Here is a 15,145-nt window from a genome sequence, read left to right on the forward strand (position 1 = left end):
TATGTGGAAAACGATAGTACGCAGAATTATCATTATGATCCCTCAGGTTTTTTTGCTCAGTCTTCTGGTCTTTCTGATGGCCAAAGCGATGCCGGGGGATGCACTTACCGGATTGCTCGATCCGAGTATTGATCCAAAAGCGCTGGAGGAACAGCGGGAACGACTGGGATTAAACAATCCATGGTATGTGCAGTATTGGGATTGGATCAAAAATGCTGCACAAGGCGATTTCGGACAATCATTCCGATTCAAAATGCCAGTATCAGATCTGATTGGTCAGCGGGTTGGCAATACGTTCTGGCTTGCACTGGCGACGCTGGTGTTCACTTATCTGATCGCCATTCCACTTGGCATTATCAGCGGACGTTACAACGATACTTGGTCCGATCGATTAATCACAGGTTACACCTACTTGGGCTTTGCAGCTCCATTGTTTATTTTCGCATTGGTGATGGTATGGATTTTTGGATTCAATTTTGGCTGGTTCCCAACTGGGGGAAGTGTAGCACCTGGACTAACACCAGGAACATTTGATTACGTTGTAAGTAAGATCCACCACTTGCTACTTCCAGCAATGTCAATGGCTTTGATTTCTACCGTTTCGACGGTGCAGTATTTAAGAAGCGAAATTATTGATACAAAGCATAAAGAATTTGTCCTTACCGCGAGAGCAAAGGGTGCTTCGGAATCCCGGGTTTACAACAGACACATTCTACGAAACTCCTTATTGCCAGTCGCTTCATTTTTTGGTTATGAAATTGCTGGACTTATCGGTGGTACCATCTTCATTGAAAGCATATTCAGTTATCCGGGTATGGGGCAGTTGTTCCTGAACTCGATCTCATTGAGAGATTTCAGTGTGGTCACTGCACTCGTTCTGTTATACGGGATAGCTACCGTGTTGGGATCATTGCTCTCTGATATTGTTCTAGGATTAGTCGATCCGCGTATTCGCATTAAGTAAGAACTTGAAGATTTCGGGGTGAAAACAAGATGAGCAATACCAATGATGTTGTAGTAACTTCACAGAAGGTTGATAAAAGCCCCTCTAGCTTGAATATATTGTGGCGAGAGCTGGTTAGAGATAAGGTAGCCCTAGTTTCACTCATATTTTTGGGGCTCGTCATCTTCCTTGTATATGGAGCTTCCATGATCCTGGATCAGGACGAAATCGTTAAGGTAGATTTGTTCGCCTTGTACGAACCACCTTCCGCGCAATACTGGCTTGGTACGGATTATGGTGGTCGAGATGTATTTGGCCAACTTGTTATCGGAACACGCAACTCGTTAAGCATTGGAATTCTGGTTACCTTTATGACGGGTATCATTGGTATCTTTGTTGGTGTTCTATCCGGTTACTTCGGTGGAATGATTGATAATCTGTTCATGCGTATTGTGGACTTTTTTATGATTCTTCCGGTCCTGATGATGGTTATTGCGTTTGTAACAGCCGTGCCAAAGTATAATATTATTTCATTTTCTCTGATTATGACTGCCTTCTTATGGATGGGGATTGCGAGGCTGATTCGCTCCAAAGCGTTACAAGAGGGTGAACTGGAATATGTCAAAGCTTCAAAAACATTAGGTTCTTCCCATCTGAAGATCATGGTCTCACAGGTTCTTCCTAATCTTAGCTCCATTATCATCGTTACGATGACGTTAAACCTCGCTGCCAACATTGGCCTCGAATCAGGGCTGTCTTTCCTGGGATTTGGTTTTCCCGAAAGCACACCCAGTCTTGGAACACTCGTAAGCTATGCTCGTAATCCGCAAACACTGGAATCCAGATGGTGGATATGGCTACCCGCATCGGTACTTATTCTGGTATTGATGTTGAGTATAAATAATGTCGGACAAGCCCTGAAGCGTGCGACTGATGCAAGACAAAGAAGAGGTTAAAAAAAGGGAGGAAAGGTTCATGAAAAAGGGATTATTTTCACGGGGACTATTTTTCACGATGATGTTGGTCTTCGTACTTGCGCTTGCGGCGTGCTCGGAGAAAGAGGCGGCAACACCAACGCCTTCTACGAACACAGGGGAAACAAAGACGGAGGAAAAACCTGCTAAAGAAGAAGGCGTTTACTCGATTGAAGATTTCAACAACGTTAAAACGAATGAAGGCACTGCAATTGAGGGTGGATCCATAACATACGGACTTGTATCCGATACTGCGTTTGAAGGAACATTGAATTTTAACTTCTACTCCGGTAATCCAGATGCAATGGTTCTGCAATGGTTTGATGAAGGTTTGCTGACTTGGGATAAAGACTATGTATATACCAACGATGGTGCAGCAACGTATGAAACATCGGAAGATGGAAAAACGTTCACACTGACCATTCGTGATAATGTAAACTGGCATGACGGCAAGCCGGTAACGGCTGAAGATTTGCAGTTTGCTTATGAAGTTATCGGTAACAAAGCTTATGATGGTCCACGTTACGATTCCAACTTTACAAGTGTAGTAGGTATGGATGAATATCACGCTGGAAAAGCAAAAACGATCTCTGGGATCAAAGTTCTTAGCGAAAAACAAATCAGCATTACGTACAAAGAATCTACACCTTCCCTGCTGACAGGTGGCGTATGGACATATCCGCTGGCTAAACATATCTTTGGTGGTATGGATGTAGCGAAAATGTCTTCTTCCAAAGAAGTGCGTGAAAAACCAATCGGTTTTGGTGCATTTAAAGTGGAAACGATCACTCCAGGTGAGTCTGTGACTTTCGTTAAAAACGATGACTACTGGCGTGGTGCTCCAAAACTGGACAAAGTGACTTTGAAAGTAATCAACCCAACAACGGTTGTTCAAGAATTGAAATCTGGCGGGGTAGACCTCGTGGATTCATTCCCGACAGATCAATATAAAGACAATGCCAATATGTCCAACGTTGAATTCCTGGGTGCAATTGATCGTGCTTACACCTACATCGGCTTCAAACTGGGCACATGGGATGCTGACAACGGCAAAGTTGTTACAAACCCAGATGCAAAAATGGCTGACAAAAACCTGCGTAAAGCCATGTGGATGGCAGTGGATAACGATCAAGTAGGTAAACGTTTCTACAACGGTTTGCGCTGGAATGCAACAACGCTGATCCCGCCGTCCCACCCAGAGTTCCATGATTCCAACAATCCAGGTGTAGCCTATGACCCTGAAGCAGCGAAGAAATTGCTGGACGAAGCAGGCTACAAACTGGATGGTGAATTCCGTACAAATCCGGACGGTTCCCCACTGGAAATCAACTTTATTTCCATGACAGGTGGCGACACTGCAGAGCCGCTCGCCCGTTACTACGTTCAATCCTGGGCTGCAATTGGTCTGAAAGTAAACCTGGAAATGATCGAGTTTAACAACTTCTATGATCGTGTAGGTAACACAGGTAAAGATGATCCAAATGTGGACGTGTATCAAGCTGCTTGGGGCGTTGGTATTGACGTAGATCCAGCAGGTCTGTATGGCCGTGATGCACTGTATAACTTCTCGAGATTCTCCAGCGAAGAAAATGACAAGTTGCTGGCACAAGGTGTATCTGCTGAAGCATTTGACGTAGACAAACGTAAAGAGATCTACAACCAATGGCAACAGTACATGGTTGATGAAGTTCCTGTATTCCCGACATTGTACCGTGCTGTTGTAGCACCAGTGAACAAACGTGTAATGAACTACGCGATTGGTGACGGAACAGGTTTATATCTGAATGACATTCAAGTTAATGCAGATAAAGCGGTTGTAGCAGAGTAATAAAAAAGCATTAGCAACAATAAGGATTGGGGTCCTTTTAAGAATTCGGTTGCTAGATCTAATTGAAAAGAATCTTCTAGGTATGAATACAAAAAGTTTTGAAAAACATGGATTCCGTACACTCTGGCATGGGGGTATGGGGTCCATGTTTTTTTGGTGACAAAAAAATAAAAAAAATTTAACTTTTTTTCAAAAAAGTGCAGACAAAATGCCTCTTCACTTCGTCTATATCTGTAAGAGGTGATTTTCCGATGAAAAGATGGTGGATACGGGCAGGAATGCTGCTGGCTCTACTGGTCATTATATATTTGGGTGTAAAACCGGACATGCTGGTGGGCAAACCGGGGATTAAGGCTGAATCGGCTGTATTAATGGATATGAACTCTGAGCAGATACTAATCAACTTTAACGGTTCTGAAGAGATTGCACCTGCAGGAATCAGCAAATTGATGACAGAACTGCTGATAATGGAAGCCGTGATCAACGGACAATTGCGTTGGGACGACCCAGTGAATATCAGCCTGTATGCAAGTTCAGTAGGTGGCACCCATCTGGGTTTGAAACAAGGCGAGCAATTTACTGTGCAGGAGCTATTCCAGATTGTAGCCGTCTATTCCGCGAATGACGCTGCTATTGCTCTGGCTGAACATATTAGTGGGACAGAGCAGACTTTTGCACAAAAGATGAATCAGAAGGCTACCGAGATCGGACTGTCTGACAAGACGGTGTTTACCAATGCAACAGGTTTAAGCGAAAAACGACTCGGTCCGAATCGTCCCAAGGAAATACAAGGCCAGACTGTAATGACTGCTATAGATGCGTGCAAGCTTGCTCGTTATCTGCTAAATAACTACCCCGAAATATTGAGAGTTTCCAGCCAAATGCAGGTATCAATGCACCAAAAAGGAATGTACATGAGCAACACCAACTGGATGCTGTCCTCCATTGGCGGACCCTATGCTTACGATGGCAACGATGGATTGAAGACCGGATATGATGAGGATTCCGGCTATCATTTCGTTGGAACGGCTGAGCGCAATGGCAAGCGGCTGATCTCCGTTGTACTGGGTTCGGATAGTCGTGAGGGACGTTTCATCGAGACACGAAAGCTATTCAATTATGGATTTTCCGGTTCAAAGTAAGGGGGTAATGGAACGTGGGGGCTCTACGCTGTTAACCAATGGTGGATCATGGTAAAATGATTTACGTATAATTCCAAATTATGATGTAATTCACTTTAAAGGGGGGACTAGCTTGAACGCAATGAGTAAAAAGGTATATGCTCTCACGCTTAGCATGGCGATGTCAATCGCTCTAATTCAACCAGTGGTCCAGGCAGCAGAAGCGGTGAAGCCTACGGCGACAGTCGCTGAATCCATTGCTTCGAAGGCAACACAGACACTACAGCAACTGGGATACATAGATGGCACAACAGATGGAATGAGAGAATCACAAACGCCGATTACTCGTGCTCAGGCAGCAATCATTCTGCAGCGTGTACTTAAACTGGATGCTCCAGCGTCTCTTACAGGTTTCGCAGATGTATTGGCTAAGGATGAAGCTGCTCCTGCCATTTACGCGCTGAAGCAAAGTGGTCTTATTCAAGGACAAGCCAAAGGGTATGCACCAGATGCACCTCTCACAAGAGCACAGATGGCATCGTTGTTTACTCGGGCATTTGAACTGAAGGATAATGGCATTCAGGTTGTATACAGTGATATGGCGCAGATTCCGAAGGTACATACGGAGGATGCGATTCGTCTGAAGCAGCATTTTATTATTGAAGGCAGTGCGTTTAATGCCAAAAATTCAGTGACCCATGGTGAGTTTGCTGATGCGTTGTACCTCGCTCTTGGGCTTGATGTACAGTCAGAAGGTCTTACACCTCTGGAAGACTTCTTCAAACAGCCGGCTCAAGCAGGATTCCAAATGTCTCCGGATGGTAAACATCTGGCTTACATGGAGCCGTGGAACAACCGAATGAATATTGTGGTAAAAGAAAATGGTCAGGACAAGTCGGTACGTATCACAAGTGAGACTGAACGCAGTATAGCGGGATTTGTATGGGCGACAAAGGACAAGCTGTTATATGTAAAGGATGAAGCAGGGGACGAGAACTATCATATTTATGTAACGGATATCGATGGGAAGAACAGCAAGGATCTGACACCATATCAGAATACAAGAGCGATCCTGGTAGACTCTCTGGAGAATATTCCAGATGAAATTCTAGTAGGTATGAACAAACGTGATCCGCGAATCTTTGACGTGTACCGGATTAACATCAAGACAGGTGAGGCTGTGCTTGCTGCAGAGAACCCGGGCAATATTACGGGCTGGCTTACGGACCATGAGGGTAAAATCCGTGTGGCCATATCCAGTGATGGTAATGTCTCTTCGTTGATGTATCGTGAATCGGAAGATAAACCATTTGAGAATTTGATGACCACCAAGCTGGGAGAAACATTTGCGCCGGTGATGTTCACGTATGATAACAAAAACATCTATGCAGTATCCAATCTGGAGCGGGATAAAACTGCGATTGTCGAATATAGCCCAAGCAGCAAAAAAGTAACGAAAACCATCTATGAAAATAAGGATGTGGATGTATCCAGTTTCGTTCCTTCTAAAGAAAAAGGCACAATCCTTGCAGCTGTCTATGAGACTGACAAGGTTAACTATGAATACTTCGATAATGATTTCAAAAAATTGATGCAGGATATTCAGGCAAAAGTTCCGGGTAAAGAAGTAAGCATTTCAAACATAAGTGAAGAAGGTCAGGTTCTGTTCATTGCGTATAGCGATAAATCTATGGGCACCTATTACTTCTACGATTCCAAGACAGGTAAGCTGGATAAGTTAGCTGACGCGGCACCTTGGATCGATGAGAGTAAAATGTCGGATGTAAAACCCATTACGTACAAGTCACGTGATGGCTTAACGCTTCATGGTTATCTGACGCTTCCACAAGGAGACGAGACTTCCCAATTGCCACTGGTTGTTGTTCCTCATGGTGGACCTTGGGCGCGGGATTCGTGGGGGTTCAATCCGGAAATTCAATTTCTCGCAAGCCGTGGCTATGCCGTACTACAGGTTAATTTTCGTGGCTCTACTGGATACGGGAAAGAATTCCTGGATGCCGGCAACAAAGAGTGGGGTAAAGCGATGCAGGACGATCTCACAGATGGTGTAAATTGGCTGGTTGAAGAGGGAACGGTTGATGCGAAGCGTGTAGCCATCTACGGTGGATCTTATGGCGGATATGCTGCTCTGGCAGGACTGGCATTCACACCAGAAGTGTATGCCGCAGGAATTAGCTATGTCGGGCCATCTAATCTGTTCACGCTGCTGGATTCACTCCCACCTTACTGGGAGTCGGAGCGCAACATGTTCTATGAACGTATGGGTGATCCGGAGAAAGACAAGGAACTGCTGACAGCTGTCTCACCACTGTTCCATATCGATCAGATGAAAGCCCCATTGTTCGTGGTTCAGGGTGCAAATGATCCGCGTGTCAAACAGGCCGAGTCTGATCAGATCGTGGAGGCTCTGCGCAAGCGTGGAGTAGATGTGCCTTATATGTTAAAAGCCAATGAAGGACATGGCTTCGGCAATGTTGAAAATCAACTGGATTTATATCGTGCCATTGAAAAATTCCTGAATCGCCACCTAATGCAGCAATAGTAGCTTAGTTCAACAAGAAGGCCGTCCCACGGGTTCCATTCAACCTGAGGGACGGTTTTATTTTGGAGCAGGGAATTGAATGAGGTATACAAGCATATTAACAAATTGACATATGAAACCATTCTGTTTTAAAATGACCAGTGAGTCATTAATGTTCGATTTGGTTTAATATATATGTATCATTACAGCCTTACGCTACTGGATTGCAATCTGATTGGGGAGGAAACATGGGATGCAAAAACAAATGAAATGGCCGCTTATCCTATTTGCTATCGGGGTGTTTATGGCTGCGCTGGATAACGGAATTATTACGTCGTCCCTGACGACTTTAAATGCGTCGTTTGGCGTGTCGCCGACGTGGGGAGCGTGGACAATTACGCTCTATACGCTCGGACTTGCGGTGAGTGTGCCGATTGCAGGTAAGCTCTCCGACCGTTATGGACGCAAGAAGCTGTTTCTGATTGAAGTGGCTTTGTTCGGAATCGGGTCTTTACTCGTTGCACTAAGCACATCGTTTACCTTCTTCCTGATTGCTCGTGTCATCCAGGCGCTGGGTGGTGGCGGGATTTTTATCATTGCGAGCTCTTACGTATTAAGCAAGTTCCCAGAGGAGCGTCAGGGCACAGCCTTGGGTCTTCTGGGAGGGATGAACGGGGTTGCGGCGATTCTTGGACCGAATATCGGTGCTTTTATTCTCGACATTACGGGGAATTGGCATTGGCTGTTCTTAATCAATGTACCGATCGCCATTTTGCTGTTTATTGCAGGCATCCGTTATATTCATGAAGAACAGGAGCTGAGCCGTAAGGCGGTGGACTGGAGTGGTATCGCAGTCCTGACGCTGGGTGTGCTTAGTTTGATGTACAGCTTCAGCAACCTGGATGGCGTAAATATGCTGCAAAGTCTTGGCTCACCCACGTTCTATGGTTTCTTCCTGGCAGGTGTGGTCATTCTGGTGCTCTTCTACTTTCTTGAAAAAAGGCTGGAAGGATCACAACGTGAACCTGTTGTATCTACACAGCTTCTGGGCATTGCGTCCTTTCGTTGGACGCTACTGATTGCCTTTTTCTCAGGAGCCATTCTGGCATCTGTGATCTTTATTCCAGGCTTTGTTGAGCAATACCTCGGGGTATCCAACACAGCATCCGGCTACTGGTTTACACCGCTTGCTCTGGCTTCAGGCATTGGTGCGGGTGGTGGTGGTTATCTGGTTGACCGCAAAGGACCAATCTGGACGTTATCTGTAGCCGGATTGCTGTCGGCAATCGGCTTCCTGCTCTTCCCGCTGTGGGTAGAGCATATCTGGCAATTCGTGATTGCGAGTGTACTTGTGGGGATTGGCTTCGGTATGATGCTGGGAGCTCCAGTGAACGTACTCGTTACTGAGCAAGCGGGTGAGAACAACAAGGGCATTGCGGTAGCGACCAGTTCCTTATTCCGTCAGATGGCAATGGCGATCGCCCCTACCATTTTTGCCGGTTTCCTTGCTCGTTCCTTCTCCAACCTGGGATCCAATATTCAGCAGGGTCTTGCAGATCAGGGCATTCAGGTGCCGCCCGAAGCGCTCCAACAATATGCGTCTGGCGGCGGTTCGGCCTCAGGGAGCGATATTTCCAGCTTAACAGAAGGACTGTCCCAAATTCCTGATTCGGGCATTCGAGATGTGCTGCTGCAGGCTCTACATCAGACGACCGGCGAGGGTTATAATGGGCTGTTCTGGTCTGCTGTTATTTTCAGTGTACTCACGCTGGTCGCTGCGGTTATTACAGGACGTCTGCGTCATAAAGAGAAGAGGAATCGGGTGGAGACAGCCTCAACAAACTGAATGGATGGCCATTCCACATCAAGAGAACAGTGCACCTTTTGCCAGTAAAAAAAGGGCGCTGTTCTTTTCAATTTAACCGTATTGTAACTTTTCATCATCCAGCAATGATTACAATAGAACGAGCGTGAGCGGCGTTTTCTTTTCAGATAGAGAAAACTTCAGAGAACACCGTGTCACCAGCCATTGCGTACGTTTAATGGTAAGTATATAAGTTGAACGGATCATTAACACTGTACCGTTGCGGGGTCAGGATAAGTTAAATTCAACTTATATAGCAGTAGTATCGAATTTCATTTTGACAGTGAAGAAGGAATCGATGGATGACAAGCAGAACTAAAGATAAGAAGAAGAAAAGAAGAAAAGGTCTATATATAACGCTCGTATCGCTCGTAGTTTTGTTAATCGGGGGCTATTTGTTTCGTCAGCAGCTTGCTGTAGCGGCCTTCGATCTGTTTCTCGCTGGTTCAGTTGAAGATCAATTGTCCCGTTCCTACGTGCCGCAGGAGGGCAACAATACGCCCGACCCAACAGTATATCGCAAAGAACCGTTCTCGGTGTTGCTGCTAGGCTCAGACAAACGTGCCTATGAGAAAACACGTGGGCGCTCAGACACGGTTATCTATGCCGTTGTTCGTCCGAAAGAATCTCGAGTACTCCTGGTGTCCATTCCACGTGACACCTATGTGCAGATTGTTGGACGTGATGCCAACAAGGATGGCGAGGATGATTATGACAAGCTCGCGCATGCCTACGCCTTCGGTGGGGAGAATATGTCTATCAATACGGTGGAGAAGTTTCTCGATGCGGATGTAGGTTACTATGCAACGATTAACTTTGACGGGATCAAAAAAGTCGTTGATGCGCTTGGTGGCGTGAAGCTGCCGATTGATGAGGACATTGTGAACAAGAACCCGGAACATGTGCAGTTCACAATTGAAGGCGGTAAGCCGATCTATGACGGGCAGGAAGCTCTTTACTATGTAAGATACCGTGAGGATAGCGATTTTAATCGCACCAAGCGGCAGCAGATTTTCCTGAATGCCATGGCGAATGAGATGCTTAATCTGAACGCCATTAGCAAAATCCCGGAATTGATTCAGATTATGGGAGACAGCTTTCAGACGGATATGCAGCCTTCCTTCATTATTGATCTGGCTAAACAGGTACTGACTCAGGAAAAACCGCAAATCTCAAGCTTCACTATTTTGGGCGAAGGGATGCGGAAAGACGGAATTTATTATGGCAAAGCAGATGAGAAAGACGTCCAATATGCCAAAGAGCTGATTAACAACTGGATGGATGAGTCGACCCCAGCCGGTGAAGTGATGATTCCTGACCGGCAGAAGATCGAGTAACCAATTCCATACAGCCGTTATGTTTTTGACAACGATCAGCAGTGCGTTTATTGGCGGGCTGCTGTTTTTTTTACTTTGTAGATGGAATTATGTCCTTTTGGAACATCTTGCGTTCTAATGCGTACTATGTAAGTTGAATGTAATAAGCTGACTGATGAAATTTCACAAGGAGGATACTTAAGGGTATGAACATCGCATTTTTTTTGCTACCCAAACAAGAAGTTACGTGCGTGACGTCGGATTCTACTCTGCGGCAAACGTTGGAACGGATGGAATATCATCGGTTCACGGCGGTGCCCATTTTGAATAAGGAAGGCAAGTATATCGGTACAGTTACCGAAGGTGACCTGTTGTGGTATATGAAGAACGCCGAGGGAAAGATCACATTTGAAAACGCTTCAAAATTTCTGCTCAAGGACGTTCCACTTCGGCTGGATATCAAACCGGTATCCATTGAAGCCAACATGGAGGATTTGATTAATTTGGCCAAAGTGCAGAACTTTGTGCCGGTTGTTGATGATATGGAGCGCTTCATTGGGATCGTAAGACGGAGTCAAATTATTGAGTATTGCGAGGGTATTGTAGCCAAGGAATCCATGAAAGTGAAGTAAGTCGAAACAAATTTCGATATTGTTGCAGCAGCGTGGATAATCACAGCCGTCCGGTATCATGTTAAACTTAAGAAGAGCTGACCAAGAGCGAACTTAAATGAATTTTCGACAAGATAAAATACGAATTCGTTCTACGGGGTCCCCGCAAAGTACCTGAGATAAGTTTCGGAGGACTTCTCCGCTTTTTGGGGTAATTTTGCGGCCCTCCTTTTTATGCTATAATGGAGAATAAAGCTTTTTCGGGGGAGAGTGACTTTCGCCAATATGCCTAAAGAACTGGATGTAGCCAAACGCGCTAAAGTGATTGAATGGCTTAAAACCGAAGTGCTTGATCAGGTATCCCGATTATTCAAAGCGTTATGGGAAGGCAGTACAACCCGAATCGGGGACAGTCTCGCCAGTTTGATGATGAGTAGTTACATATTGGGCCGCAGGCTCGGTATTCCTTTCAAGGATCTGGATGCACTGCTTATTGAGAAATTGAAAAAGCATAAACAGGAAGGTCACCAGTTGGAAGATTGGTACCAGGATATTTCCGCGTTAGAAGATCACATGCGTAAGAGGTGAATTTGTTGAAATTTAGCTTTAAATCAGCTGTCTGGAGCGTAGTTTATCTGCTCTTGCTACTTTCGCTGTTAACTCCTTTATCGGTTCTGGCCATATTTTTCATGATGATACCTGGAGTTATTTTGTTTGCTTCATTACCAGTAAAATCATTCATATGGCATCTCGTCCCAGTGGCGATTATTTTGGTCATATTTAGTCCGATTTATTTGTTATTACTGCTTTTGTTCACCCTGCCCGCCATTGTTATGGGCAATGCGTACAAGAAAAAGAAGTCAGCCCTGTTCGCCCTAATGGTAGGAAGTGGAGCCATGCTGGCCGAATATCTGTTGGTCCTGTTGATTGGAAGTGTAATCTTCCAGTTTGATTTGTCGAGTTATATTGATGATGTGGTCAGATTGACAATTGAACCGCTGACGAATTCATCCAGTCAGATGGTAAATGGGTTTGTATGGACACCTGAAATGACACAGGATGTTGCAAGACAGACGCAGCTGATGATTCCATTCGCCTTGGTGGTCACGTCTCTGGTCATGGCTCTAATCACACATCTCATTGCACGTCCGATTCTGAACGTTATGGGTGTGGTTGTACCGAAATTTCCACCTGCGCGTGAATGGCGTATGCCGCGTGCCCTGATCTGGTATTACTTCCTGGCATTGTTGTTCGAAGTGATATCCAGACAGAGTGACGGATCGTACTGGACCATGATTGCCATGAACTTGTCGCCTCTAATCAATTTGGGCTTCATGATTCAAGCTATCGGATTCTTCTTCTTTCTCTCACATGCAAAGAAATGGAATCCGGTTGTACCGTATTTGCTGGCGGCGGCAGTCTTCTTCATTGGTCCGTTGCGGATTATCGGGATTATCGATCTGGCGTTCCCGCTTCGCGAGGCAATATCGAAACCAAAACGATAGGGTGATGAGTCATGCCTAAATTTCTGAAGAAACGCTGGCACGGCTACTATACCGTATGGGCGTTCATACTGCTGCTTCTGCTTGTTATGTTCGTGACCATCTACAACTGGACGCTTGGTTTGATTAGTCTGATACTGGCTTCGGCGCTGGGAATCGTCATGATTAAGGCGGAGCTCGCGTTCCGTCGTGAGCTTAACGACTACATTAATGGCCTGTCCATTCGGATTAAGCGAATGGAGGGAGAAGCGGTCAGCATGCTCCCATTCGGTATTGTGCTGTACAGCGAAGATCGTACCGTAGAGTGGCATAATCGCTTCGTCGCGGACATGTTCCAAGAGAAGACGATGGTAGGCAATCCGCTGCAAAATTTATTTCCTAAGCTTCCTCAACCGAAGGAAAAAAAGGATGGGACCAAGGAGCCGTCCAAGGAACTTCATGACGAATTCCAACTGGATGATCGATTTTATGGAGTTATCCATAACCCGCAGGAGCGGTATGTATATGTTTACGAAATTACGGAGCTAGCCATTCTTCGTGATAAATATGAGAATGAACGCCTTGCACTGGGCATTCTGGTCCTCGATAACTTGGATGAAGCAGCCCAGGGTATGGATGACCAGCAGCGAACTGCACTGATTGCCCGCGTAACAAGTGAGATCACGTCCTGGGCGAAGCGGTATGAGGTGTACCTGCGCCGCCTCTCCTCTGATCGTTATCTCATGATGCTGAACTATAAGTCTTTGCAGGAACTGGAGCAGAGCCGGTTTGTCATTCTGGATGAAGTCCGGGAGATGACGGCTGATCTTAAGGTGCCGATGACACTAAGTGTTGGACTGGCATTTGGTTCGGATACCATCAGTGAGATGGGGGAACTGGCTCAGTCCAGTCTGGATATGGCACTTGGCCGTGGCGGCGATCAGGCTGCCGTAAAATCTGGACAGCGGTTGTCCTTTTACGGTGGGAAGTCCAACGCGGTGGAGAAACGTACACGGGTAAGAGCCCGGGTTATCGCGCATGCATTGCGTGATTTGATGCAGGAGAGCGACCGCGTGATTATCATGGGTCACAAAATGCCTGATATGGATGCGATTGGCGCGTCTATTGGGGTATGGAAAGCGGCGAGTCTGTACAATGTGGAAGCACGAATTGTACTGGATGGGCCCAACCCTTCCATTGAACGCATGATGGAACAGGTGAATAAGGATGAAAAGCTGTCCAAAGCCTTTGTGTCGCCGGAACAGGCAACCCAGATGATGACGGAGCATACGCTGCTCGTTGTTGTCGATACGCACAAGGCATCCATGACAATGGAGCCAAAGCTGGTTCAATCCGCTACGCGTGTCGTGGTTGTGGATCACCACCGTCGGGGTGAAGAATTCATTAACGATGCAGTGCTGATCTATCTGGAGCCCTATGCATCATCGGCAGCAGAACTGGTGACTGAGCTTCTCCAATATATTCATGACAAGGTGCAATTCACTCCGCTGGAAGCGACGGCGTTATTGGCCGGGATTACGGTGGATACAAAGCATTTTGCACTCCATACAGGATCGAGAACGTTTGAAGCGGCAGGCTTCCTGCGTCGTAGTGGTGCAGACACCATTATGATCCAGCGGCTGATGAAAGAAGATTTGTCAGAATATATTGCTAAGGCAGAAATCATAAAGCATGCTAAAATGGTATACGGGAACATTGCGCTGGCGGTCACAGACCCTGGCAACAAGATTCCACAGATGATGATCGCCCAAGTGGCGGACACATTGCTCAATATGACTGACGTGGTCGCTTCATTTGTCATTAGTGAACGTCCGGATGGACTGATTGGCATCAGCGCGAGATCGCTGGGGCGCATGAATGTTCAGGTGGTCATGGAACGACTGGGCGGTGGCGGACATTTGACGAATGCTGCCGTGCAGCTTGAAGGAACGCTTGGAGAGGCGGAAAAACGGCTGACGAACGTACTGGCTGAAATCGAAAAGGAAGAGGGTTTGTTCGAATGAAAGTCATTTTTATAAAAGATATGAAGGGTCAAGGCAAAAAAGGACAAGTGAAGGAAGTGTCCGAGGGATACGCACAGAACTTCCTTCTTCCACGGGGAATCGCACGTCCAGCAACAGATGGTAACATGAAAACATTGGACAACCAGAAGGCAGCGGAAGACAGACGTAAGCAGGAAGAGAAAGCAGAAGCGGAAGCTCTGGCTAAAAAGCTGGAAGCTGAAGTAACTGAGCTGAAAGCAAAATCTGGCGAAGGCGGCCGTCTGTTCGGGGCAATCACGAGCAAACAAATCGCAGAAGCTCTGGCAGCGAAAGGTCTGAAAGTCGACAAACGCAAAATTGAGCTGGACGAGCCTATTCGCACACTCGGCGTAACACAAGTCACCGTCAAGGTTCACCCTGAAGTGAAGGCTACCTTGAAGGTACAGGTAACGGAAGAGTAAG

Annotated in this window: 12 protein-coding genes; all 12 read left to right on the forward strand. The window is 46.1% G+C overall.

The genetic code is table 11. The annotated features are described in order from the left end of the window. Position 1: 1 nt before the first annotated feature. Positions 2-964, forward strand: coding sequence for an oligopeptide ABC transporter permease (gene opp4B / locus MHB84_RS13190; RefSeq protein WP_076287186.1), 963 nt, complete (start codon positions 2-4; stop codon positions 962-964). A 29-nt stretch (positions 965-993) separates the two neighbouring features. Continuing rightward, positions 994-1,899 (forward strand): ABC transporter permease, encoded by a 906-nt coding sequence (locus MHB84_RS13195; RefSeq protein WP_076287187.1) that lies wholly within the window; start codon positions 994-996, stop codon positions 1,897-1,899. 19 nt (positions 1,900-1,918) lie between these two features. Next, positions 1,919-3,745 (forward strand): oligopeptide ABC transporter substrate-binding protein, encoded by a 1,827-nt coding sequence (locus MHB84_RS13200; protein WP_076287188.1) that lies wholly within the window; start codon positions 1,919-1,921, stop codon positions 3,743-3,745. Positions 3,746-3,996: 251 nt separating this feature from the next. Continuing rightward, positions 3,997-4,887: a D-alanyl-D-alanine carboxypeptidase family protein gene (locus MHB84_RS13205; protein WP_076287189.1), complete on the forward strand. Its 891-nt coding sequence runs from the start codon at positions 3,997-3,999 to the stop codon at positions 4,885-4,887. A 121-nt stretch (positions 4,888-5,008) separates the two neighbouring features. Continuing rightward, entirely contained in the window at positions 5,009-7,429 is a 2,421-nt protein-coding gene (locus MHB84_RS13210; protein ID WP_256716722.1) for a S9 family peptidase, read from the forward strand. Between the two features lie 232 nt (positions 7,430-7,661). After that, positions 7,662-9,254: an MFS transporter gene (locus MHB84_RS13215; protein WP_076287191.1), complete on the forward strand. Its 1,593-nt coding sequence runs from the start codon at positions 7,662-7,664 to the stop codon at positions 9,252-9,254. A gap of 320 nt (positions 9,255-9,574) precedes the next feature. Next, positions 9,575-10,609, forward strand: coding sequence for an LCP family protein (locus tag MHB84_RS13220; RefSeq protein WP_053781967.1), 1,035 nt, complete (start codon positions 9,575-9,577; stop codon positions 10,607-10,609). Between the two features lie 185 nt (positions 10,610-10,794). Continuing rightward, positions 10,795-11,220 (forward strand): CBS domain-containing protein, encoded by a 426-nt coding sequence (locus MHB84_RS13225; protein WP_063567369.1) that lies wholly within the window; start codon positions 10,795-10,797, stop codon positions 11,218-11,220. 264 nt (positions 11,221-11,484) lie between these two features. Then, positions 11,485-11,787, forward strand: a complete 303-nt coding sequence (locus tag MHB84_RS13230) for a MazG-like family protein (protein ID WP_076287192.1) — start codon at positions 11,485-11,487, stop codon at positions 11,785-11,787. Beyond that, complete coding sequence (locus MHB84_RS13235; protein WP_256716698.1) at positions 11,784-12,704, forward strand: DUF2232 domain-containing protein; 921 nt, start codon at positions 11,784-11,786, stop codon at positions 12,702-12,704. The genes MHB84_RS13230 and MHB84_RS13235 overlap by 4 nt, the downstream gene beginning before the upstream one ends. A gap of 11 nt (positions 12,705-12,715) precedes the next feature. Then, entirely contained in the window at positions 12,716-14,704 is a 1,989-nt protein-coding gene (locus MHB84_RS13240; RefSeq protein ID WP_076287193.1) for a DHH family phosphoesterase, read from the forward strand. Then, positions 14,701-15,144: a 50S ribosomal protein L9 gene (rplI, locus tag MHB84_RS13245; RefSeq protein ID WP_024629550.1), complete on the forward strand. Its 444-nt coding sequence runs from the start codon at positions 14,701-14,703 to the stop codon at positions 15,142-15,144. Before MHB84_RS13240 ends, rplI begins: the two co-directional genes overlap by 4 nt. Position 15,145: the final 1 nt, after the last annotated feature.

This window comes from Paenibacillus sp. FSL F4-0087 (assembly GCF_038020215.1).
In the GTDB taxonomy this organism is placed as follows: Bacteria; Bacillota; Bacilli; order Paenibacillales; family Paenibacillaceae; genus Paenibacillus; species Paenibacillus taichungensis.

Bases quoted from the DNA above. Each gene is read 5' to 3' on its own strand.
- MHB84_RS13215 (WP_076287191.1), top strand. From the start codon at position 7,662: ATGCAAAAACAAATGAAATGGCCGCTTATCCTATTTGCTATCGGGGTG.
- MHB84_RS13195 (WP_076287187.1), top strand. From the start codon at position 994: ATGAGCAATACCAATGATGTTGTAGTAACTTCACAGAAGGTTGATAAA.
- MHB84_RS13230 (WP_076287192.1), top strand. From the start codon at position 11,485: ATGCCTAAAGAACTGGATGTAGCCAAACGCGCTAAAGTGATTGAATGG.
- MHB84_RS13205 (WP_076287189.1), top strand. From the start codon at position 3,997: ATGAAAAGATGGTGGATACGGGCAGGAATGCTGCTGGCTCTACTGGTC.
- MHB84_RS13210 (WP_256716722.1), top strand. From the start codon at position 5,009: ATGAGTAAAAAGGTATATGCTCTCACGCTTAGCATGGCGATGTCAATC.
- MHB84_RS13200 (WP_076287188.1), top strand. From the start codon at position 1,919: ATGAAAAAGGGATTATTTTCACGGGGACTATTTTTCACGATGATGTTG.
- MHB84_RS13225 (WP_063567369.1), top strand. From the start codon at position 10,795: ATGAACATCGCATTTTTTTTGCTACCCAAACAAGAAGTTACGTGCGTG.
- opp4B (WP_076287186.1), top strand. From the start codon at position 2: ATGTGGAAAACGATAGTACGCAGAATTATCATTATGATCCCTCAGGTT.
- MHB84_RS13220 (WP_053781967.1), top strand. From the start codon at position 9,575: ATGACAAGCAGAACTAAAGATAAGAAGAAGAAAAGAAGAAAAGGTCTA.
- MHB84_RS13240 (WP_076287193.1), top strand. From the start codon at position 12,716: ATGCCTAAATTTCTGAAGAAACGCTGGCACGGCTACTATACCGTATGG.
- rplI (WP_024629550.1), top strand. From the start codon at position 14,701: ATGAAAGTCATTTTTATAAAAGATATGAAGGGTCAAGGCAAAAAAGGA.